17 protein-coding genes and 1 pseudogene are annotated in these 19,419 nt (G+C 66.6%); 9 read left to right on the top strand and 9 right to left on the bottom strand.

Features of this window, described 5'->3' with window-relative positions:
• Positions 1–549: pseudogene (locus tag AAHH99_RS06120) on the top strand (NAD(P)H-dependent flavin oxidoreductase); the annotation flags it as partial.
• Between the two features lie 577 nt (positions 550–1,126).
• Here the strand turns inward: AAHH99_RS06120 and AAHH99_RS06115 are convergent.
• The 4 genes from AAHH99_RS06115 to AAHH99_RS06100 are packed head-to-tail and all read right to left on the bottom strand — an operon-like array spanning position 1,127 to position 5,425.
• Entirely contained in the window at positions 1,127–2,068 is a 942-nt protein-coding gene (locus tag AAHH99_RS06115; protein WP_418767862.1) for a Ku protein, read from the bottom strand.
• On the bottom strand, positions 2,068–3,009 hold the full coding sequence (locus AAHH99_RS06110) for a carbohydrate kinase family protein (RefSeq protein ID WP_418767861.1): 942 nt from the start codon (positions 3,007–3,009) through the stop codon (positions 2,068–2,070). Before AAHH99_RS06110 ends, AAHH99_RS06115 begins: the two co-directional genes overlap by 1 nt.
• Positions 3,006–4,427, bottom strand: coding sequence for a mannitol dehydrogenase family protein (locus AAHH99_RS06105; protein WP_418767860.1), 1,422 nt, complete (start codon positions 4,425–4,427; stop codon positions 3,006–3,008). Before AAHH99_RS06105 ends, AAHH99_RS06110 begins: the two co-directional genes overlap by 4 nt.
• Positions 4,424–5,425: an NAD(P)-dependent alcohol dehydrogenase gene (locus tag AAHH99_RS06100; protein WP_418767885.1), complete on the bottom strand. Its 1,002-nt coding sequence runs from the start codon at positions 5,423–5,425 to the stop codon at positions 4,424–4,426. The genes AAHH99_RS06105 and AAHH99_RS06100 overlap by 4 nt, the downstream gene beginning before the upstream one ends.
• Before the next feature lie 106 nt (positions 5,426–5,531).
• Between AAHH99_RS06100 and AAHH99_RS06095 the strand changes: the two genes are divergently transcribed.
• From AAHH99_RS06095 to AAHH99_RS06075, 5 genes are read left to right on the top strand one after another with little or no spacing between them, the layout of a single operon-like run.
• A complete protein-coding gene (locus tag AAHH99_RS06095) occupies positions 5,532–6,536 on the top strand; it encodes a sugar-binding transcriptional regulator (protein WP_418767884.1) in 1,005 nt (334 codons plus the stop codon).
• Between the two features lie 25 nt (positions 6,537–6,561).
• Positions 6,562–7,914 carry an ABC transporter substrate-binding protein gene (locus AAHH99_RS06090; RefSeq protein ID WP_418767883.1) on the top strand — a complete coding sequence of 451 codons (1,353 nt, stop codon included), beginning with the start codon at positions 6,562–6,564 and terminating at the stop codon, positions 7,912–7,914.
• Positions 7,914–8,888, top strand: coding sequence for a carbohydrate ABC transporter permease (locus AAHH99_RS06085; protein ID WP_418767859.1), 975 nt, complete (start codon positions 7,914–7,916; stop codon positions 8,886–8,888). The genes AAHH99_RS06090 and AAHH99_RS06085 overlap by 1 nt, the downstream gene beginning before the upstream one ends.
• 1 nt (position 8,889) lies before the next feature.
• On the top strand, positions 8,890–9,759 hold the full coding sequence (locus AAHH99_RS06080; RefSeq protein WP_418767858.1) for a carbohydrate ABC transporter permease: 870 nt from the start codon (positions 8,890–8,892) through the stop codon (positions 9,757–9,759).
• A 37-nt stretch (positions 9,760–9,796) separates the two neighbouring features.
• Positions 9,797–10,876, top strand: a complete 1,080-nt coding sequence (locus tag AAHH99_RS06075; protein ID WP_418767857.1) for an ABC transporter ATP-binding protein — start codon at positions 9,797–9,799, stop codon at positions 10,874–10,876.
• 50 nt (positions 10,877–10,926) lie between these two features.
• On the opposite strand, the gene AAHH99_RS06070 is transcribed toward AAHH99_RS06075, so the two are convergent.
• Positions 10,927–11,793, bottom strand: a complete 867-nt coding sequence (locus tag AAHH99_RS06070) for a hypothetical protein (protein WP_418767856.1) — start codon at positions 11,791–11,793, stop codon at positions 10,927–10,929.
• Between the two features lie 136 nt (positions 11,794–11,929).
• Positions 11,930–12,157, bottom strand: a complete 228-nt coding sequence (locus AAHH99_RS06065; protein ID WP_418767855.1) for a hypothetical protein — start codon at positions 12,155–12,157, stop codon at positions 11,930–11,932.
• Between the two features lie 34 nt (positions 12,158–12,191).
• Between AAHH99_RS06065 and AAHH99_RS06060 the strand changes: the two genes are divergently transcribed.
• Entirely contained in the window at positions 12,192–14,468 is a 2,277-nt protein-coding gene (locus AAHH99_RS06060) for an ATP-dependent DNA ligase (RefSeq protein WP_418767854.1), read from the top strand.
• Here the strand turns inward: AAHH99_RS06060 and rnhA are convergent.
• Positions 14,455–14,913, bottom strand: a complete 459-nt coding sequence (gene rnhA, locus AAHH99_RS06055) for a ribonuclease HI (RefSeq protein ID WP_418767853.1) — start codon at positions 14,911–14,913, stop codon at positions 14,455–14,457. The two genes, AAHH99_RS06060 and rnhA, sit on opposite strands and share 14 nt — an antisense overlap.
• 35 nt (positions 14,914–14,948) lie before the next feature.
• Positions 14,949–15,596, bottom strand: coding sequence for a glyoxalase (locus AAHH99_RS06050; RefSeq protein ID WP_418767852.1), 648 nt, complete (start codon positions 15,594–15,596; stop codon positions 14,949–14,951).
• Between the two features lie 196 nt (positions 15,597–15,792).
• Here AAHH99_RS06050 and AAHH99_RS06045 point away from each other — a divergent pair, with 196 nt between their 5' ends.
• Positions 15,793–17,946: a protein kinase domain-containing protein gene (locus AAHH99_RS06045; protein ID WP_418767851.1), complete on the top strand. Its 2,154-nt coding sequence runs from the start codon at positions 15,793–15,795 to the stop codon at positions 17,944–17,946.
• 33 nt (positions 17,947–17,979) lie between these two features.
• Entirely contained in the window at positions 17,980–18,792 is an 813-nt protein-coding gene (locus AAHH99_RS06040) for a Kelch repeat-containing protein (protein WP_418767850.1), read from the top strand.
• On the opposite strand, the gene AAHH99_RS06035 is transcribed toward AAHH99_RS06040, so the two are convergent.
• The gene (locus AAHH99_RS06035; protein ID WP_418767849.1) at positions 18,785–19,396 is read right to left on the bottom strand and encodes an FHA domain-containing protein; all 612 of its coding nucleotides are present in this window, start codon (positions 19,394–19,396) and stop codon (positions 18,785–18,787) included. The genes AAHH99_RS06040 and AAHH99_RS06035 overlap by 8 nt on opposite strands.
• Positions 19,397–19,419 lie beyond the last annotated feature (23 nt).

Below are 19,419 nucleotides of genomic sequence, written 5' to 3'. Positions count from 1 at the left end.
GTCAACCTGACGATCCTGCCGACGATCAACCCGCCGCCATATGACGAGTACCGGCAGGTGATCGTCGACTCGGGCATCAAGATCGTCGAGACCGCGGGTTCGAACCCGGCGCCGCATCTGCCGATGTTCCACGAGAACGGGATCAAGGTACTGCACAAGTGCACCTCGGTGCGGCATGCGGTCAAGGCGCAGAGCCTCGGCGTCGACGGCATCAGCATCGACGGTTTCGAGTGCGCGGGCCATCCCGGCGAGGACGACATCCCGGGCCTGGTGCTGATCCCTGCGGCGTCGACCAAGATCGACATCCCCATGATCGCCTCCGGCGGATTCGCCGACGCCCGTGGCCTGGTGGCCGCGCTCGCGCTGGGCGCCGACGGCATCAACATGGGATCGCGGTTCATGTGCACCGTCGAATCGGCGATCCACCAGAACGTCAAGGAGGCGATCGTTGCGGGCACCGAGCTCGACACGGAGCTGATCTTCCGGCCGCTGCGCAACACCGAGTCGGTGCGTGAGCTGGCGCGCAACGCTGAACTCAAGCCGGTGATCGTGCCCTCGGCCGATGACGCTGCGCGCGCCGGGTATCGTCCCGGCGCCAGGTTGACTGAGTTCTTGCAGTGGCGCGACGTGACGTGTCGCTGGCCTGGATGTGACAAACCGGTGTGGGGCTGCGATGTGGACCATACGGTGCCGTGGCCCTACGGCCCGACGCATCCGTTGAACACCAAGCACTACTGCCGCATTCATCACCTGATCAAGACGTTCTACAGCGGCAGCGGTGGCTGGCGGGAAGAACAATTGCCTGACGGTACAGTCGTTCTCACCGCCCCGACCGGACACCTGTACCGATCCGAACCCCACGGGGCGAGCATGTTCCCGGTGCTGCGCCAACCCACCGGAGTGCTCGAAGTCGGGGAACCGCCACCGAGCGACAGCGCCGAGCGGATGGCGATGATGCCGCGCCGCAGGCAAACCCGCGAACAGGTGCGCCGTGAACGCATCGACACCGAACGACGGCGACGCAGCGAACTGATCGCCGAAGAGCAACGCCAACACCAACTGCTCGCCGAAGCACTCGCGCGCGACGACGAACCACCGCCCTTTTAAGGCATGCCGCGATAGTGGGCTACTTCTTCGCGGCGGTCTTCTTAGCGGCAGATTTCTTCGCCGGCGACTTCTTTGCGGCCTTCTTGGCGGGCGTCTTCTTTGCGGCCTTCTTCGCGGGCGCCTTCTTGGCCGGCTTGTCGTCGTCGGAACCCTTTGACCCGCCCCGGCCTTCGCGTCGCGCCTTCACGCTGGCTTCGAGCTTGGCCAGCAGATCGGAAACATCCTCGGTCTCGTCGAGTTCCTGCGGCTGCTCCTCGGTGGTGAACGCTTCGCCGCCTTCGAGTTTCGCCTGGATCAGCTCACGCAGATGTTCCTGGTACTCGTCGTGGTAGCGGTCGGGATTGAAGTCGTCGGTCATGGAGTCGACGACCTGGGTGGCCATCTTCAGCTCGGCCGGCTTGATGTCGACTTCCTTGTCCAGTACCGGGAAGTCGGGATCGCGGATCTCGTCGGGCCACAACAGCGTCTGGATCACCATGACGTCGCGCTTGCTGAAGTCCTGAACCCGAAGCGCCGCGAGTCGCGTCTTGTTACGCAACGCGAAGTGCACGATCGCGACCCGGTCGGTCTCCTTGAGCGTCTTGGTCAACAGCACATACGACTTCGATGACTTGCCCTCGGGCTCGAGGAAGTAGCTGCGGTCATACATCATCGGATCGATGTCGGAAGCAGGAACGAATTCCAGCACCTCGATCTCGCGGCTGCGTTCCTCGGGGAGCGTCGCGATGTCCTCGTCGGTGATGATCACGGTCTGCCCGTCGTCTGATTCGTACGCCCGGGCGATGTCGCGATACTCGACTTCCTCACCGTCAATCTCGCAGACGCGCCTGTACCGGATGCGCCCGTTGTCCTTCGCGTGCACCTGGTGGAATTTCACGTCGTGGTCCTGTTGCGCGCTGTAGACCTTGACCGGCACGTTCACCAGGCCGAACGCGATCGAACCCTTCCATATGGAACGCATCAACCCAGTATGGCTGATTCCAGGGCCGCATCGCGGCTACCGCGACCAGGCAGGTCGGCACCGGCGCGGGCGACCGTCAGCGCCGACGACATCGCGGCGGTGCGCACGACGCCCGTCAGGTCCGCCGTGCTGATTCGCGCCAGGTCACGCCGCCGCTGAGCGCCCAGCAGCCCCGACGTCCACAGCGCGTCGATAAGACCGCTCATGTACGCATCACCGGCGCCCACGGTGTCGACGACGTCGACCTCGAACGCCGGCACCCGGACCAGGCCCTGCGCACACAGCGCGAACGACCCCTGCCCGCCCAGCGTCACCACGACGATCGACGGGCCCAACGACAACCATGTCTCCGCGATCTGCTCGGGGGTGCGGCCCGGGTCGAGCCACCGCATGTCCTCGTCGCTGGCCTTCACCACGTCGCAGCGCTCGATGAACCGGTCGATGCGGGCGCGCGCGGCATCGGCATCCTCGATCAGCGCGGGCCGCACATTCGGATCGAACGTCACGGTGGCCGAGGGGTGATAGGTGTCGACCAGTGCTGCGGTGGCACGGCATCCGGGCTCGAGCACCGCCGCGATCGAACCCGTGTGCACCATCAGGGGCGGCCCGACCTCCGGGGTGCCGGTCAGTTGCCATTTTATGTCGAACTCGTACTGCGCCGAACCATGCTCGTCGAGCGTGGCCAATGCGGTCGGCGTCCTCGCCGCGCCCGTACTTCCCGAGACCAGTTGCACCCCGGATGCTTCGGCATGGTCGACGATGCGCCGTCCGCGTTCGTCGTCGCCGATGTGTGTCAGGAAGTCGACGCCACGGCCCAGTCGGCCCAGCCCGACCGCGACGTTGAGTGGACTGCCGCCGACGTGTTCACCGGTGATCTCGCCGCCACGCTCGACGATGTCGATCAACGCCTCGCCGATCACCAGCGCACGATCGGTGCTCATGCGTCGTCTCCGCGCATCAACGCTTCCAGCGTTGCCCGCGCGCCGTCGCGGTGCAGCGAGTTCAGCGCCCAGACGTATGCGTCGACGAATCGCTGGTCGGTAGCGAGATCGCCGAAGAGGTCGGTGTTTTCGATGAATGCGGTCGGATTGTCGCGCTGAGCCCTCGCCAGCGGCACCAGGACGTCGGCGAGCTGGTCCTGCACGTCGATCGGCTGGTCCTGTTCGTCGACGCCTTCGGCGTAGCGCGCCCAGCTGGCGACCGTCGCGGCCGACAACCGGATCGGTGCACCCGTTCTGAGGTTCTCGCGGACGACGGGCAGCAGCCATTTCGGAATGCGGTCCGACGAGCCGTAACACAGCCGGGCGATGGTGTCCTTGACGCCCGGGTTGGCGAACCGCTCGATCAGCGTGCGCTTGTAGTCGGGCAGGTCGATGCCGGGCACGGGTTTGAGCGTCGGTGTGGCCTCGTCGTCCATGTACGCCAGCAGGAAGTCGGCGAACAGCGGGTCGCCTGCGGCGTCGTGCACCAACCGGTAACCGGCGAGATAAGCGAAGTAGCAGAGGCTTTGATGGCCGGCGTTGAGCAGACGCAGCTTCATCAGCTCGTACGGGGTGACGTCGTCGACCATCAGCACGTCCACGTCCTCCAACGGTGGTCGTCCGTTCGCGAAGTCGTCCTCGAGCACCCACGACGTGAAGGGTTCGGCCACCACCGGCCATGCATCGTCGATACCGAACTCGGTTGCTACGACGTCGACCACGTCAGGTGTGGTCACCGGAGTGATGCGGTCCACCATCGAGTTGGGGAACTTGGTGTGCGTGCCGATCCACTCGCCGAGGCCGGGATACACGCGTTCGGCGTAGGTGGTGAACGCATGGCGGGCGACGTCGCCATTGCCCTCGATGTTGTCGCACGACACGATCGTCGGGGTGGTGATGCCGCGGTCTCGCCTGCGCGCGAGCGCCTCGGCCACCAGGACGAAGACGTTCACGCCGTCACCGAGGTTGTCGATGTTGTAGCCGCCCTCGGTGATGGTGAGCGAGACGATCCGCGTGCTCGGCGCGGCCAACAGTTCGATCACCGACTCCGGGTCGTCGGGCGCGTAGCGATAGTCGACGATCGAACCGATCACCCGCGCCTCGCGGGTACCGTCGGGCCTCTCCAGCAGCAGGGTGTACAGGCCGTCCTGGGCGGCCATCACGTCGGCCATCCTTCGGTCGGCAGGCATCACCCCGACACCGGCGATGCCCCACTCCTTGGCCAGCCCCACCTCCAGTAGTCGGTCGACGTACATCGCTTGATGCGCCCGGTGAAAGCCGCCAACTCCGAAATGCACTATGCCGACCGATATTTGGGATCGGTCGTAGGTCGGCTTGTCGGTGGGAAGCTGTGTGAGCGTGGAGTCGTCGAGTCTCATGACACCGTCACCACCGACTTCACGCTACCCGGCGTGCGGTCGGAGTCGAGGGCTTCGGCGGTGCGCTCCAAGGGGAAGCGGGCGGTCACCATCGCGTCGAGATCGACCTGACCGGATTCGACGAGCGCGATCGCCGTCGGCCAGGTGTGGGCGTAGCGGAAGACGCCCGTCAGCACCAGCTCACGGTTCTGGATCACCTGCGTGGGCAGCTCCATCGACTCCGCACCCGAGCCGACCAACACCACCCGGCCGGCCGGTCGCACCGCGCGAATGCCGTCGGCCACGGCCGTCGGCGCGCCCGAGGCGTCGATGTACCCGTCCACCCCGAAATCGCCTATCGGCTGGGTCGTCGGGTCCAGAACCTCGGTGGCCCCGAACGAGATCGCCCGTTGCCGACGGGCCTCGTCGGGATCGCTGACGAGGATGTCCGTCGCACCGTAGGCCCGCGCGAGTTGGATCACCACGATGCCGATCGGGCCTGCCCCGGTGACCAACACCCGCGAACGCCCGTCGACACCGGCCTTGCGGACGGCGGCGATGCCGACGGAGAGCGGCTCGCACAACGCGGCGGCCTCATCGGAGATTGAGTCCGGCACGCGGTGGGCGAATTCTGCGCCGATCGTCACGTACTCACACAGCGCCCCGTCGACCGGCGGGGTTGCGAAGAACTGCATGTGCGGACACAGGTTGTAGTGCCCGCGGCGGGTTTCGTCGCTGCGCGGGTCGGGGCGCTGCGGTTCGATCGACACCCGTTCGCCGATGCGCGACGGATCGACGTTGTCGCCGACGTCGACGATCGTGCCCGCGGCCTCGTGGCCGAGGATCAACGGCGTCTCGACGACGAATCCGCCCACTCGCCCGTGCCGGTAGTAGTGCGTGTCCGATCCGCAGACACCCACCGACGAGACTTGTATGAGCACGTCACCGGGGGCGGGTCGGGGTACCGGCCGTTCCTGCATTTCGATCCGCCCGGGTTCGACGAGCACGGCCGCCCGCATCCGACTGTCCGGCGAGAGTGTTGTGTGCGTCACATCACCATGTTACCGTGATGAGCATCTAATCGCACCCATGAGCAGATGTTCACAGTCCGGGGAGGGCAGGGTGGTGACCGCATCGACGTCGACCGGGGACCTCGCCGGGGCCGCAGTGCCGACGCAGGACGTCCGCCTGGCCCTGCGGGCGGCGACGATGTACTACCTCGACGGGTTGACCCAGGCCGAGATCGCCACCCGCTTGGGCGTCTCGCGCCCGACGGCGGGTCGATTGATCGCCCGCGCAAAAGCCCGGGGTCTGGTCCGCATCGAGATCGCCGTGCCCGCCGGGCTGAGTGAGGACCTGCACGCCGAGGAGGAGCGCGAACTCGAGCGGCGCCACGGGCTGACGGAAGTAGTGGTCGCCGGCGACGGCGTCGACATCGGCGCACCCGGCCGGCCCGTCGCATTCGCCAGCGTGGGCCGCGCCGCGGCGGCACTGCTGATGCGGCGTCTCTCGCCCGACGACGTACTCGGGTTCACCTGGGGGCCTGAGCAGGTCGCGGCGGCCAACGCGTTGGTTCCCGGGGTGGCGAGCTGCCGCGCGGTGGTGCAGCTCGACGGCGCCATGTCGACCGCGGCGTATCAGACCGGTACCGAGTTCATCTTGAGCCGCTGCGGGGAAACGTTGCGCGCGAGCACGTTACGACTGCCCGCGCCCCTGTATGCCGACCCGTCGACGGTGGCGTCGATGCGCAGCGATTCGGTTATCTCCCGCACGTTGGAGGCGGGACGGCACGCGGACATGATGCTTTTCGGTGTCGGCGCGGTATCGACGTCGACCACGCTGTTCGAAGGCAGCTTCCTCGACACCCGCATGCTCGACGAGTTGGAGTCGCTCGGCGCGGTGGGTGAGATCGGCGGCCGGTTCTTCGACGCGGACGGCGCGCCCGTCGACACCGAACTCCAGCAGCGCGCGGTGTCGGTGCCGCTCGAAGACATCCGCAATTGCGATAAGACGCTGCTGATCTCCAGTGGCGCCGCGAAGTACGACGCCACTCTGGCCGCCCTGCGGGGCAGGTTGGCCCGGCTGCTGGTGTGTGACATCGATTGTGCGCGTTGGTTGTTGGCGCAGTGAGGAGACGACGCAGGTGAAACCGACAATGATGAAGCGGTTCGCCGCGGTGGCCGCGGCGTCCGGGGTCGTGCTGGCCACCGGGTGTTCGGGAGCGGGCAGCCTGGGCGCCTCGGACAACCAGGTCACCGTCGCCATGGTGTCGAACTCGCAGATGACCGACGCCAGGGATCTGTCGTCGGAGTTCGAGGCGGCCAATCCCGGCACGAAGCTCAAGTTCGTCACGCTCTCGGAGAACCAGGCTCGCGCCAAGATCACCATGTCGACCGCGATGGGCGGAAGCGAGTTCGACGTCGTGATGATCAGCAACTTCGAGACCCCGCAGTGGGCGGAGGACGGCTGGCTGCAGAACCTCTCCGAATACGCCGCGCAGACACCGGGGTACGACGAGGAGGACTTCATCTCGTCGCTACGCGAGTCGCTGTCGTACGACGGCGACATGTACGCCGTCCCGTTCTACGGCGAGTCGTCGTTTCTGATGTACCGCAAGGACCTGTTCGAACAGGCCGGCATCGAGGTCGACCAGTCACCGGACTACCAGCCGACCTGGCAGCAGGTCGCGCAGTGGGCCGACACCCTGAAGTCCGGTGACCGCGCGGGAATCTGCCTTCGCGGAAAGCCGGGATGGGGTGAGGTGCTCGCGCCACTGAACACCGTGATCAACACGTTCGGCGGGCGTTGGTTCGACGAGCAGTGGAACGCACAGTTGAACAGCCCCGAGGTGCGCAAGGCGGTGAACTTCTACGTCGACCTGGTCAAGCGCTCCGGAGAACTGGGCGCGGCCTCCACCGGTTTCCAGGAGTGCGCGAACCTGTTCGGCCAAGGCCAGACCGCCATGTGGTACGACGCCACGTCGGCGGTGTCGGTCCTCGAAGACCCGCAGGAGTACCCGGAGCTGGTCGGCAAGATCGGATATCTGCCAGCCCCGATCGCCGAGAAACCCAACTCGGGCTGGCTCTACACCTGGGCGCTGGGCATTCCGAAATCGGCCAAGAACCCCGACGGTGCGTGGAAGTTCATCTCGTGGATGACGAGCAAGGACTATATGAAGCTGGTGGGGGAGAAGCTCGGATGGGCGAGGGTCCCACCGGGCAGTCGGACATCCACTTACACCGAACTGCCGGAGTACGAGAAGATCTCGCGGTCCTACGGACCGTTGACGTTGCGTTCGATCCAGAACGCCAACCCGAACAAGCCCACTGTGCAACCGGTCCCGTACACCGGAATCCAGTTCGTCGCGATACCTGAGTTCCAGGATCTGGGCACCAGGGTCAGCCAACAGATCAGCGCCGCGATCGCCGGTCAGAAGACGGTCAACGAGGCGCTCGACCAAGCGCAGCAGTACGCCGAGGTCGTCGGCAAGACATATCAGGAGAAGTGATGACCGTAACCGCCGATACCACGGCCGGCGCCAGCGAAACGGCGGTGGCAGAACGGGTTCGCAGGATCCGGGATGCGAAGGAAACCGGGGTGAGCCGCGCCGAAGCCTGGCGCAGGCGGGGCCCGCTGTTGCCGGCGCTGATCTTCATGATCGTCGTCACGCAGGTTCCGTTCCTGTTCACCCTCTACTACTCGACGCTGTCGTGGAACCTGGTTCGTCCTGGGTCCCGTGAGTTCATCGGCTTGCAGAACTACGTCACGGTGGCCAAGGACAGTCAGTTCTGGACCGTCGCGCTCAACACCGTGGTGCTGATCGTCGGGGTGGTGCTGATCTCCGCGTTCTTCGGTCTGCTCCTGGCATTGCTGCTCGACCGGGCGTTCCTGGGTCGCGGGATCGTGCGGACGTTGCTGATCACGCCGTTCCTCGTCACACCCGTTGCGGCCGCGCTGATCTGGAAGACGACGATCCTCGATCCGAACAACGGCATTCTGAACTGGCTGCTGTCGCTGGTCGGGATCGACCGGATGGACTGGATCGGGCAGTTTCCGCTGGCGATGGTGATGGTGATGCTGATCTGGCAGTGGACGCCGTTCATGATGCTGCTGATCCTCGCCGGTCTCCAGTCGATGCCGCGCGACATCCTGGAGGCCGGTCGAGTCGACGGTGCGAACGCCTTCCAACTCTTCCGGGAGTTGACGCTTCCGCACCTTCGGCGATTCATCGAGTTGGGAGTCGTGCTCGGGGCGATCTTCCTGGTCAACACCTTCGATGCCATCTACATGATGACGCAGGGCGGGCCGGGCATCGCGAGCGCGAACCTGCCGTTCTACATCTATCAGCGCGCGTTCCTCGGCTTCGACATCGGCCAGGCAGCGGCCATGGGAGTGGTGGTGGTCGTCTTCACGATCATCATCGCCAGCTTCGCGCTGCGATTGATCTTCAAGTCGTTCACCGGGAAGGAAGAGGCGGCCTGACATGACTACCACGGTCGAGAAAACCGCAGCCACACCGCAATCCGTGGCGAAGAGGAAGAAGAAGTCCCGCACGTTCAGTCCGTGGGGGCTGGTGGCGTGGCTGGTCGGGATCGGGTTCTTCTTTCCGGTCTTCTGGATGGTGTTGACGTCGTTCAAGCAGGAGGCCGACGCCGCCACCAGTCCGCCGAAGCTGTTCTTCTCCCCGACGCTGGATCAGTATTCTGCCGTCTTCGACCAGGGCATCGGGCCCGCGATGCTGAATTCGCTGTTCGCGACCGGGATTTCAACGCTGCTCGTGCTCGTGCTTGGGGTCCCTGCCGCATTCGCGTTGTCGCTGCGACCCGTCCGCAAGACCCAGGATGCGCTGTTCTTCTTCATGAGTACCAAGATGCTGCCCGTCGTCGCGGTGATCCTGCCGCTGTACGTGATCGTGTCCAATATCGGGCTGCTGGACAACATCTGGGCGTTGATCGTGCTCTACACGGCGATGAACCTGCCGATCGCGGTGTGGATGATGCGGTCGTTCTTCCTCGAGGTGCCCGGCGAACTGTTGGAGGCGGCCAGCCTGGACGGCGCCAGCCTGTGGCGGTCGGTGCGCGAGGTGATCCTGCCCCTGGTGTCGCCGGGTATCGCTGCGACGGCGTTGATCTGCGTGATCTTCGCCTGGAACGAGTTCTTCTTCGCGGTGAACCTGACCGCGGTGAACGCCCAGACCATGCCCGTGTACCTCGTCGGCTTCATCGCTGGTGAGGGCCAGTACTGGGCCGTGTTGGCGGCGGCCGCGACCATGGCCGCGCTGCCGGTGATCCTGTGCGGCTGGATCGCCCAGAACAAGCTGGTGCGCGGACTGTCCTTCGGCGCGATCAAGTAACCCTTCAGACCCGATCACGAAAGACACGGAGATACCAATGGCAACAATCACGTACCGCAACGCCTCCTGCGTCTACGAAGGCTCGGACAAGCTCGCGGTCGATTCACTCGACCTCGACATCTCCGACGGCGAATTCGTCGTGCTGGTCGGACCTTCCGGGTCGGGCAAGAGCACCGCCCTGCGGATGCTGGCCGGCCTGGAGGACATCGACGAGGGCACAATCGAGATCGGCGGCCGCGACATGACCGGTGTGCCGTCCAAGGATCGCGACATCGCGATGGTGTTCCAGAACTACGCGCTGTACCCGAACAAGACCGTCGCCGAGAACATGGGTTTCGCGCTGAAACTGCGTGGGGTCTCTCGCGACGAGCGGCGCAAGAAGGTCGAGGAGGCGGCGAAGATCCTGGACCTCACGGAGTTCCTCGACCGCAAGCCCGCCAAGCTGTCCGGCGGGCAGCGGCAGCGCGTGGCGATGGGCCGCGCCATCGTGCGCGAGCCGCAGGTGTTCTGCATGGACGAGCCGCTGTCGAACCTCGACGCGAAGCTGCGGGTGCAGACCCGCACTCAGATCGCCGCGCTGCAGCGACGGCTCGGCACCACGACGGTCTACGTCACCCACGACCAGATCGAGGCCATGACGATGGGGGACAGGGTTGCGGTCCTGCGGTTCGGCAAGCTGCAGCAGTTCGCCGCGCCGAACGAGCTCTACGACAGGCCGGCCAACGCGTTCGTCGCCGGTTTCATCGGCTCACCCGCCATGAATCTGGTGACGTTGCCGATCGCGCCCGACGGCGTCCGCATCGGCGACACGACGCTGCCGCTCGAACGCGAGCGACTTTCGAAGTTGAGCGACGCGGGCCTCTCGGAGGTCACGCTCGGCATCCGGCCCGAACAGCTGGAGCTCACCGACACCGGCGGGGTGGAAGTCGTCGTCGACCTGGTCGAGGACCTCGGCAGCGAGGCCTACCTCTACACGCACGCGGGTTCGGGAGTCGAGCTGGTCGCGCGCTGCAATCCGCGCACGGCGCCCAAACTCGCCGAGACGGTGCGGCTGCGCAGGCATCCGGAAGGTTCTGTGCACCTGTTCCACCCGGAGACCGGCGAGCGCATCGACTGATTTCGGCTTTCAGTGCCGCCGAATTCTGCACCAGGGTTGCGATTTTCGCCTCACCGCGACCCTCTTGCAGATTTCGGCGGGGTCCAACCGCGGCGGGTGAACGCGTCGAAGACGCGATGCAAGATGTATCGCCGGCTGTGTTCCTTGAGCACGTGGATGTCGATCCAGCCTTGGCGATCGACGAACGCGGCACGACCCACGTCATACACGTATTGCCGTCGGTTCTCGCTGTGGTGAACCCCGTCGTAGTCCAATCCGACCATCGGCTCGTCGTACCCCATGTCGAGAAACGCCTCCTCGTACCCGTCGCTAAGCCTGATCTGCGTCCGCGGGGTAGGCAATCCGGCGTCGATGAGCAAAAGGCGAAGGCGGGTTTCCTCGGGCGATTGCGCGCCGGCGTCCATCAAGCAGAGCGCCGTCCGGGCACGACGAACTCCGCGTGCGCCCCGATATCGGTCGCTCAGCACCAAGGCATCATCGGCGGACACCCCCGTGGCGGCGGCCAGGGCGTCCAGATGCGCGACGGCCTTGTCGCGCGGAAGGTGGCGAGCCAGATCCCACGCGGTCCGAGCGGGGGTCGTCACGGGAATCTCCCCGAAGTAGGTGATCTCGTCGGGCGCCAAGCGTTCTTCGTGGACGATGACGCCTTCGCGCGGGCGGGTGTGGGCGGTGATCACCTCGATCGGCGTCGACGCATCCACCCACTTTGCGCCGTGGAGCGCTGCCGCGGCCCGCCCCGCGATCACGCCCCTGCGACCGGTCCACAACCAGGCCGCAACGGCATTGGAGTGGACATTGCGTTCAGCGTCGTTTGGGCGGTAGACCCGCGGCAGGACGGCGGAGTGGTTCCAGCGCAGTTGCCCTCGCGTGAGTCGGCCATCGCTGATCGCCTCGCTGCCGAGAAACGGTTGCCGCATGACCGGATCGTGGACGGGACGGCCGACAGAACGCGTACCCCGTCGTCCATTTCTGCGGCAGGGCTGTGGATAACGCGGAATCGCGACCCTGACGCAGAATTCGGCGGCTAGCGGCCGTGGCATTCGGGCCTACCCGCTAGCCGACGACCGCCGCGTCCCCTGGGTCAAGGCCGCTGGGCAGATTCGGGTCGAGCCCACTGGGCGAGTGGGTGAACTCCTGGTGCGCCGGCGGCCGGCAATTGTCGTCGATCGGTGTCTGGTCGCCCGAGCAGTAGGGGACGAGATCCTGCGGATCTGCCGCGGCGTGCGGTGCCGCCAACAGCGCAGCCACCGCGACCAGCACCGCCGCGAAGATTCTCGCCACGGATCCAACGTAGCAGCGGGTATACGTTCACACTGTGGATCGATTCGGCCGGGTGAAGCTGACCAACCCGGACAAGGTGCTGTACCCGGCGACGGGCACCACCAAAGCGGAGGTCTTCGACTATTACGTCGGTATCGCCGAGGCGATGATCCCGCATATCACGGGCCGCGCCGTGACCCGCAAGCGCTGGCCCAACGGTGTCGAGGAGCCGTCGTTCTTCGAGAAGCAACTCGCCTCGTCGGCGCCGGACTGGTTGGACCGCGCGTCGGTCACGCACCGCTCGGGGACGACGACCTATCCGCTGATCGACACCGCCGAGGGTCTGGCGTGGATCGCGCAGCAGGCATCGCTCGAAGTGCACGTCCCGCAGTGGCGATTCGTCAGCCAGGACGACGGGCCACCGACGCCCGGCCCCGCGACCCGAATCGTCTTCGACCTCGACCCCGGCGAGGGGGTGTCCTTCCGCCAGCTCTGCGAGGTCGCCCACGAGGTGCGCGACCTCATCACCGACATCGGGTTGACCACCTTCCCGCTCACCAGCGGTAGCAAGGGGTTGCACCTGTACGTCCCGCTCGAAGAACCGATCAGTTCGCAGGGCGCATCGGTTCTTGCGCGGCGGGTCGCGCAACAGCTCGAGAAGACGATGCCCAAACGCGTGACCGCGACGATGACCAAGAGCGTGCGCACCGGCAAGGTTTTCGTCGACTGGAGCCAGAACAACGGCGCCAAAACCACGATCGCACCGTATTCGCTTCGCGGACGCGAACATCCGACGGTCGCCGCACCACGCACCTGGGACGAGATCGAGGATCCGAAGTTGCGGCACCTCAACTTCGACGAGGTGCTCGACCGGGTGCAGGAGATGGGTGACCTGCTCGCACCGCTCGACGAGGCGGTACCGGTACCGGATCGCCTGACCACCTATCGCAGCATGCGTGACGCGTCCAAAACCCCTGAGCCGGTTCCGAACAAGCCGCCGGAGACGGGGAACAACGACAAGTTCGTCATCCAGGAACACCACGCCCGACGGCTGCACTATGACCTGAGGCTCGAACGCGACGGCGTGCTGGTGAGCTGGGCGGTGCCGAAGAACCTGCCCGACACCCCGTCGGTCAACCACCTCGCCGTCCACACCGAGGACCACCCGTTGGAGTACCTCACCTTCCACGGCGAGATCCCCAAGGGCGAGTACGGCGGCGGCAAGATGATCATCTGGGACACCGGCACCTACGAGGCAGAGAAGTTCAACGACGTACCACCCGACAGCGCCGCGGAGGGCGGGGAGGTCATCATCAACCTGCGCGGCAAGAAGATCGACGGCCGCTATGCGCTGATCCAGACCGACGGCAAAAACTGGCTCGCGCACCGTATGAAGGACCAGAAGCGCCCGCAAGCAGGTGATCTCGCGCCGATGCTGTCAACGGAAGGCTCGGTCGCCAAGCTCAAGGCGAGCCAGTGGGCGTTCGAGGGTAAGTGGGACGGCTACCGCGTGATCATCGACGCGGATCACGGCAGGCTCACGGTGCGCTCCCGGCGTGGCCGAGACGTCACCGCCGAGTTTCCCCAATTCGAGGCGGTGGCAGCCGATCTCGCCGATCACCACGTCATCATCGACGGTGAGGCGGTCGCGCTCGACGAGTCCGGCGTGCCGAGCTTCTCCGAGATGCAGAACCGTGCCCGGTCGACCCGCGTGGAGTTCTGGGCGTTCGACATCCTGTACCTCGACGGCCGATCGCTGTTGCGCGCGAAATACTCCGACCGTCGCAAGATACTCGAGGCACTGGCCGAGGGTGGCGGCCTGATCGTCCCGGATCCGTTGCCCGGCGACGGCCCCGAGGCGATGGAGTACGCCCGCAAGAAACGGTGGGAGGGCGTGGTCGCCAAGAAACGCGACTCGACCTACCAGCCGGGGCGGCGGTCGTCGTCGTGGATCAAGGACAAGGTCTGGAACACACAGGAAGTCGTGATCGCCGGCTGGCGGCGGGGCGAGGGCGGACGATCGAGCGGCATCGGGTCGCTGATGCTCGGCATTCCGGCCGACGGGGGCCTGGAGTTCGTGGGTCGCGTCGGCACCGGTTTCACCGACAAGGCGCTCGCCGAACTCAAGAAGACCCTCGAACCGCTGGAGACCGACGAGAGCCCGTTCGACGAACGGCTGCCGCGCCAGGATGCGAAGGGTGTGACGTTCGTGCGGCCTGAACTCGTCGGTGAGGTCCGCTACAGCGAACGCACCTCGGATAACCGTCTGCGCCAACCGAGTTGGCGTGGGTTACGACCCGACAAGGAGCCCGACGAGGTCACCTGGGAGTAGGCGCCCGCAGCGCTTCCTGCATCCCCCGCGTCGCCAACTGGTCGGCCAACTCGTTGTCGGCGACCCCTGAATGGCCCTTCACCCAGATCCACTCGACTTGATGTGGCGCGCAAGCCAATTGCAGCCTCGTCCAGAGGTCGACGTTCTTCACCGGTTGCTTGGCGGCGGTCAGCCAGCCGTTGCGCTCCCAGCCGAGCACCCACTTGGTGATGCCGTTACGGACATAGGTGCTGTCGGTGTACAGATGCACGACTACGGGCCGGGTGAGCGCCTCGAGCGCCATGATCGGCGCCGTCAACTCCATCCGGTTGTTACTCGTCTGCGCCTCGCCGCCGCACATCTCGCGGACGTGCGCCCGCTGACGCAGCACAGCGCCCCAGCCGCCGGGACCCGGATTGGGCCGGCAGCCGCCGTCGGTGTGGATGACGACCGGCTCCTTACTCACCCGCCGAGGATAAGCGTCGTCATCAAGTGGACGGCTCAGCGACGCGCGGACGGCGAGATCAACGCCGTCCGGACCGACATCCCGAACTCCTGATGCCGCAGCGTGGTGATCCGGCGCCCGGGCTGTACAGCGTCCTTGACCGGCCCCGTGCGCCCCCCAAAGTATGCCGCGGTCGCGTCGATGTCGGCGACGACGTAGGTGATGCCCCATAGCGTCGACGGAGCTTCGCTTGTGGTGCCCGGTGAGCCGACGACCTCGACGATCACCTCGCCGAACCGGAAGAAGATCTGGCGGATCGACCGGCCGCCGAGTTCACCGTCGCGTTCTCGTCGCGGGGCTACACCGATTGCGGTGAGCGCCTGAACGGTCCGATCCAGATCGGGTGACAGCAGCACGACGTGGTCGATGGCGGTCACGCCGTTCGGGTGCTCGGCGGGCGTTGCACCGGCGGCGCTGGACCTCGACGTCGGGATGCCGTCGACGTCGGAGAGCACGGCGTCCGGCGGTAAGCCGCACAACGACCACCCGACGATGCCGCGACCGCGCTCGGGGCCGACAAGCCGGATGCGAACGCCGCCGACCCGGCAGACCACGTCGTCGTCGATCGTGAAACCCGCCCGACCCCATGCGTCCGCCGGATCGGCAACCTCGATCTCGTCGACCCTGACGGCGCCTGATGTCACCGCTCGAGTATGGCCTTCGCGCCGGCCGGGGAGCGACACCGCGCGACGTAGTTCACCCACCGCAATCCGCCGAGCCTTTGCCGCCCGTACCCCACAGTATGAACTTCCCCCGGAACTGTGGAATCGCGCGTCCAACGCGCGCTTGCTCGGTACGTTGAGAGCGAACGACCCGCAGTTCACCGGAGGGCGGTGGCACATGGCCGGTGGAATAGCGACTGAATTGGCGGCGGCCGGATTCACCGACGCGGTCGAGATCGGCCGGGGTGGTGGCGGCGTCGTCTACCGCTGTTATCAACAGTCGCTGGCGCGGAGCGTCGCGATCAAGGCGCTCGCGTCCGATCTCGACGACGACGACCGGGAACGGTTCCTGCGCGAGGGCTACGCCATGGGTGCGCTCTCTGGGCACCCGAACATCGTGAACATCCTGCAGGTCGGCGTGACCGAGAGCAACAGGCCGTTCATCGTGATGCCGTACCACCGCGAGGGATCGCTCGCGGAACGGCTGCGGCGCGAGGGCCGCATCGCCTGGCCCGAGGCCCTGCGCATCGGCGTGAAGCTCTGCGGCGCACTGGAAACCGCGCACCGTACCGGAACCCTGCACCGCGACATCAAACCCGCCAACGTGCTCTTCAACGATTACGGCGAACCACAGCTGAGCGACTTCGGGACCGCCCGCATCGCCGGCGGGTACAAGACGGTCACCGGCTTCTTCACCGGCACGCTGTCCTACACCGCCCCAGAGGTTCTCGAGGGCAACCCACCGACCGTCGAGGCCGACGTCTACTCGCTCGGCGCCTCGATCTACGCGCTCATCGCGGGCAAGCCGCCGCACGAGCGCAAGAACGACGAGGATCTCATCGCGCATTACCTGCGCATCACCTCGACGCCCATACCGGACCTGCGCCCTCAGGGCATCCCCGCCGACGTGTGCGCCGTGGTGGAGAAGGCGATGGCCCGCGAGCCCGCCGACCGCTACGCGTCCGCCGCGGACTTCGGTCACGAACTGCAGTTGGCGCAGCGGAACAACGGGTTGACCGCCGACGTGATGGCGCTCGGCGAGCCGAGCACCCCACCGGAGCAGCCGGAAGGCACGCAGGCGGTGCAGATCTCGGACCTCGTCGAGCCGTCCGTATCCGCGCAACCCGAGCCGCTGCCCCCGCCGCGGCGGCCCGCCCGGTCCGGCGAACCCGCCGGGCCCTTGACAGAGCCGGGAATGTTCGCCCACACCGCGTCCATCAGTCAGACGAGCCTGCCCTGGCAGACGCCGCCGGGGGTGCGGCCCGAGTCAGCGGAGGCCGCTTCGCCGAGACGGCGGAACCGTAAACGGGTCCTGATCGTCTCGGGCGCGATCGTGGGGGTACTGCTGCTGGTGGTCAGCGGAGTCCTCGTGATTGCCTCGACGCGCGACTCCGGTGGCGGCCAAACCGCTGCTCCCGCAACGCAGGTCGCTGAGGCACAACCGGCCTGGCGGCCGATCGCCGACGCGCGCGTCGCCCGCGACGCGGTGGCCGCCACCCAGGCCGACGGCACCATCTGGGTCTTCGGCGGCCTCGGCGCCGATGGCCGCGTTAGCGGCAGGCACGAGGGCTACGACCCCGCGATCGACAGCTGGAAAAGTGGCGAGGACCTGCCCGTCCCCGTGCAGCGCGCGATGGCGGTGACATGGCGGGAGAACCCGGTCGTGCTCGGCGGATGGCGCACGGAAGGGGCCGACGCGAAGATCGCGACCGATCGGGTGTGGCGCGTCGTAAACAGTCGCTGGACGGAACTGCCGCCGCTGCTACAACCGCGGGCCGCCGCGGCCGCCGCCGTGGTCGGTGATCGGATCGTCGTCACCGGCGGAGTGGACGCCGCGGGCAAGCTGCTGAACACCACGGAGGTCTTCGACGGCACCTCCTGGAAACTCGGCGCGCCCATCCGGACCCCGCGTCAGATGTTGAGCGCGGCGTCCGACGACAAACTGGTGTACACGATCGGCGGCACCACGGGAACTGCAGACGTGGCGACTGTCGAAGCGTACGGCCCCGCCGCCGGCACCTGGACGACTCTGCCCGGACTCTCCGAAGCGCGAAGCGATTTCGGCGTCGCGGCCACCGACGACCGGTTGGTGGTGGTGGGCGGCACCTCCGGAGGGCGAGCGCTCAAGAGTGTGCTCGCATTCGATCTGTCGACGACGACGTGGTCCGGTCTGCAGGACATGGGCACCGCGCGCCACGGTATGGCGGTGGCTGCGGTGGGCAATCGCGTTTACGCCATCGGCGGCTCGACGGGCGCCGGCGACGGCAAGATCACCTCGTCGGCGGAGACGCTGAAACTTCCCGCGCGCCAACCGCAACCGGCAGCCCAGTAGCGGGCGCTCCCGGATGCTCCAACGGCGCGGCTGATGATGGCGTGGACGGTGCTCGACGACAAGATCTGGATTGCAGGCGGTATCCGTGAGGGCGAGACCCTCGACACCGTCGAGACTTTCGACGCGCAGACGGAGGATTGGCAGCCTGCGCCGTCGCTGCCGATCGGCCTACACCACGCGACAGCCGCCACCTACAAGGGGGAGGTCGTCGTCCTCGGAGGCGCCACCGACAACATCGGGGAGCCCTCGGACAAGGTGTTCGCACTGCGCGACGGCAAGTGGACCGAACTTCCCGCTCTGCAGCACGGCCGCGCCGGCGCGGCGGCGGCCGTCGTCGGCGACAAGCTGGTGGTCGTCGGCGGGCAGAGCGACAAACAACTCGTCGTGCCGACGGAAGTGTTCGACGGTGAATCCTGGACTCAGGCCGCCGACATGCCCACCGCGCGTGAGCATCTGGCCGCGGTGTCCGATGACCGCTATGTCTACGCCGTGGGCGGGCGCTCGCTGAGCGCGGACGAGAACACCGCCGCCTTCGAGCGGTTCGATCCGTCGACGGGAGAGTGGGAGAAGCTGACAGACATGCCGACTGCCCGCGGAAGCTTCGGCGCCGCCTACATCGACGGCCGGATCGTCGCGGTGGGCGGAGAGGAGCCGACGCGCGTGCTGTCGACGGTCGAGATGTACGACATCGCCAACGGGACGTGGACGACGGTGGCGCCCATCGGGACTCCGGTGCACGGCCAGGTGGTGGCCGCCGTCGGTTCGACGCTGTACTGCATCGGCGGCGCCGACCGGCCGACCCACGAGGGACCGGTCGCGACCGTGGAGGCACTCGACTTCACGTAGCGCGCAGTTGTGCGAGGGTGACGGCGCCGCGCCGCAGCGCCTCGTTGGCCAGCCGGACCCGGCGATCGCCTTCGGCGGGGATGGCGAACTTGTCGTAGAGGTTCTGCAGATGCTGTTTGACCGCGGCCTCGGTGACGAACAGCTCACCCGCCATTCGGCGCACGGATGCGGGTTCGGGGAACGGATCGTCGGAGACCAGGGGCCTGCACAACACCACGAGGACGTCGAGTTCGCGGCGGGTCAGCCGGGGCGGCGGTTCGACCGCCTGGGCGGTCACCGTCTCCTCGTCGAGCTTGCCGTCCCCGCTGTCTTTCACCTCCCAGAAGACCAACCGCGACTTGCCGAGACGCACCTCGTCGCCCGAGCGCAACACACGTTCTGCGCTGATCCGCTCGCCGTTGAGGTAGGTGCCGTTGCGGCTTCCGAGATCCCTTATGGACCAAGCGAATCCGAGATTCTCCAGAACCGCGTGCAACCTTGAGACGGTCTCGTCGTGCTCGAGTGACACCGCGTTGGTGGAGGCCTTACCGAGCGTCACCCGCTGACCGCTCAGCGGCACCAGCTCCCGCCCCGAGGGTTTCGAGATTTCCAGGTGGGACGACATGGGACCTCCTATCCAGGCAATTC

Source organism: Mycobacterium neumannii (genome assembly GCF_048452905.1).
In the GTDB taxonomy this organism is placed as follows: domain Bacteria; phylum Actinomycetota; class Actinomycetes; order Mycobacteriales; family Mycobacteriaceae; genus Mycobacterium; species Mycobacterium neumannii_B.
The sequence above is the reverse complement of the archived record's forward strand: the minus strand, read 5'-3'. Positions and strand labels throughout refer to the sequence as shown.

What these genes read in the sequence shown, in the direction of transcription:
- AAHH99_RS06115 (WP_418767862.1), bottom strand. Translation starts at nt 2,068, where the DNA reads ATGCGTTCCATATGGAAGGGTTCGATCGCGTTCGGCCTGGTGAACGTG.
- AAHH99_RS06110 (WP_418767861.1), bottom strand. Translation starts at nt 3,009, where the DNA reads ATGAGCACCGATCGTGCGCTGGTGATCGGCGAGGCGTTGATCGACATC.
- AAHH99_RS06075 (WP_418767857.1), top strand. Translation starts at nt 9,797, where the DNA reads ATGGCAACAATCACGTACCGCAACGCCTCCTGCGTCTACGAAGGCTCG.
- AAHH99_RS06035 (WP_418767849.1), bottom strand. Translation starts at nt 19,396, where the DNA reads ATGTCGTCCCACCTGGAAATCTCGAAACCCTCGGGGCGGGAGCTGGTG.
- AAHH99_RS06070 (WP_418767856.1), bottom strand. Translation starts at nt 11,793, where the DNA reads ATGCGGCAACCGTTTCTCGGCAGCGAGGCGATCAGCGATGGCCGACTC.
- AAHH99_RS06105 (WP_418767860.1), bottom strand. Translation starts at nt 4,427, where the DNA reads ATGAGACTCGACGACTCCACGCTCACACAGCTTCCCACCGACAAGCCG.
- AAHH99_RS06090 (WP_418767883.1), top strand. Translation starts at nt 6,562, where the DNA reads ATGATGAAGCGGTTCGCCGCGGTGGCCGCGGCGTCCGGGGTCGTGCTG.
- AAHH99_RS06085 (WP_418767859.1), top strand. Translation starts at nt 7,914, where the DNA reads ATGACCGTAACCGCCGATACCACGGCCGGCGCCAGCGAAACGGCGGTG.
- AAHH99_RS06040 (WP_418767850.1), top strand. Translation starts at nt 17,980, where the DNA reads ATGATGGCGTGGACGGTGCTCGACGACAAGATCTGGATTGCAGGCGGT.
- AAHH99_RS06045 (WP_418767851.1), top strand. Translation starts at nt 15,793, where the DNA reads ATGGCCGGTGGAATAGCGACTGAATTGGCGGCGGCCGGATTCACCGAC.
- AAHH99_RS06100 (WP_418767885.1), bottom strand. Translation starts at nt 5,425, where the DNA reads ATGCGGGCGGCCGTGCTCGTCGAACCCGGGCGGATCGAAATGCAGGAA.
- AAHH99_RS06080 (WP_418767858.1), top strand. Translation starts at nt 8,890, where the DNA reads ATGACTACCACGGTCGAGAAAACCGCAGCCACACCGCAATCCGTGGCG.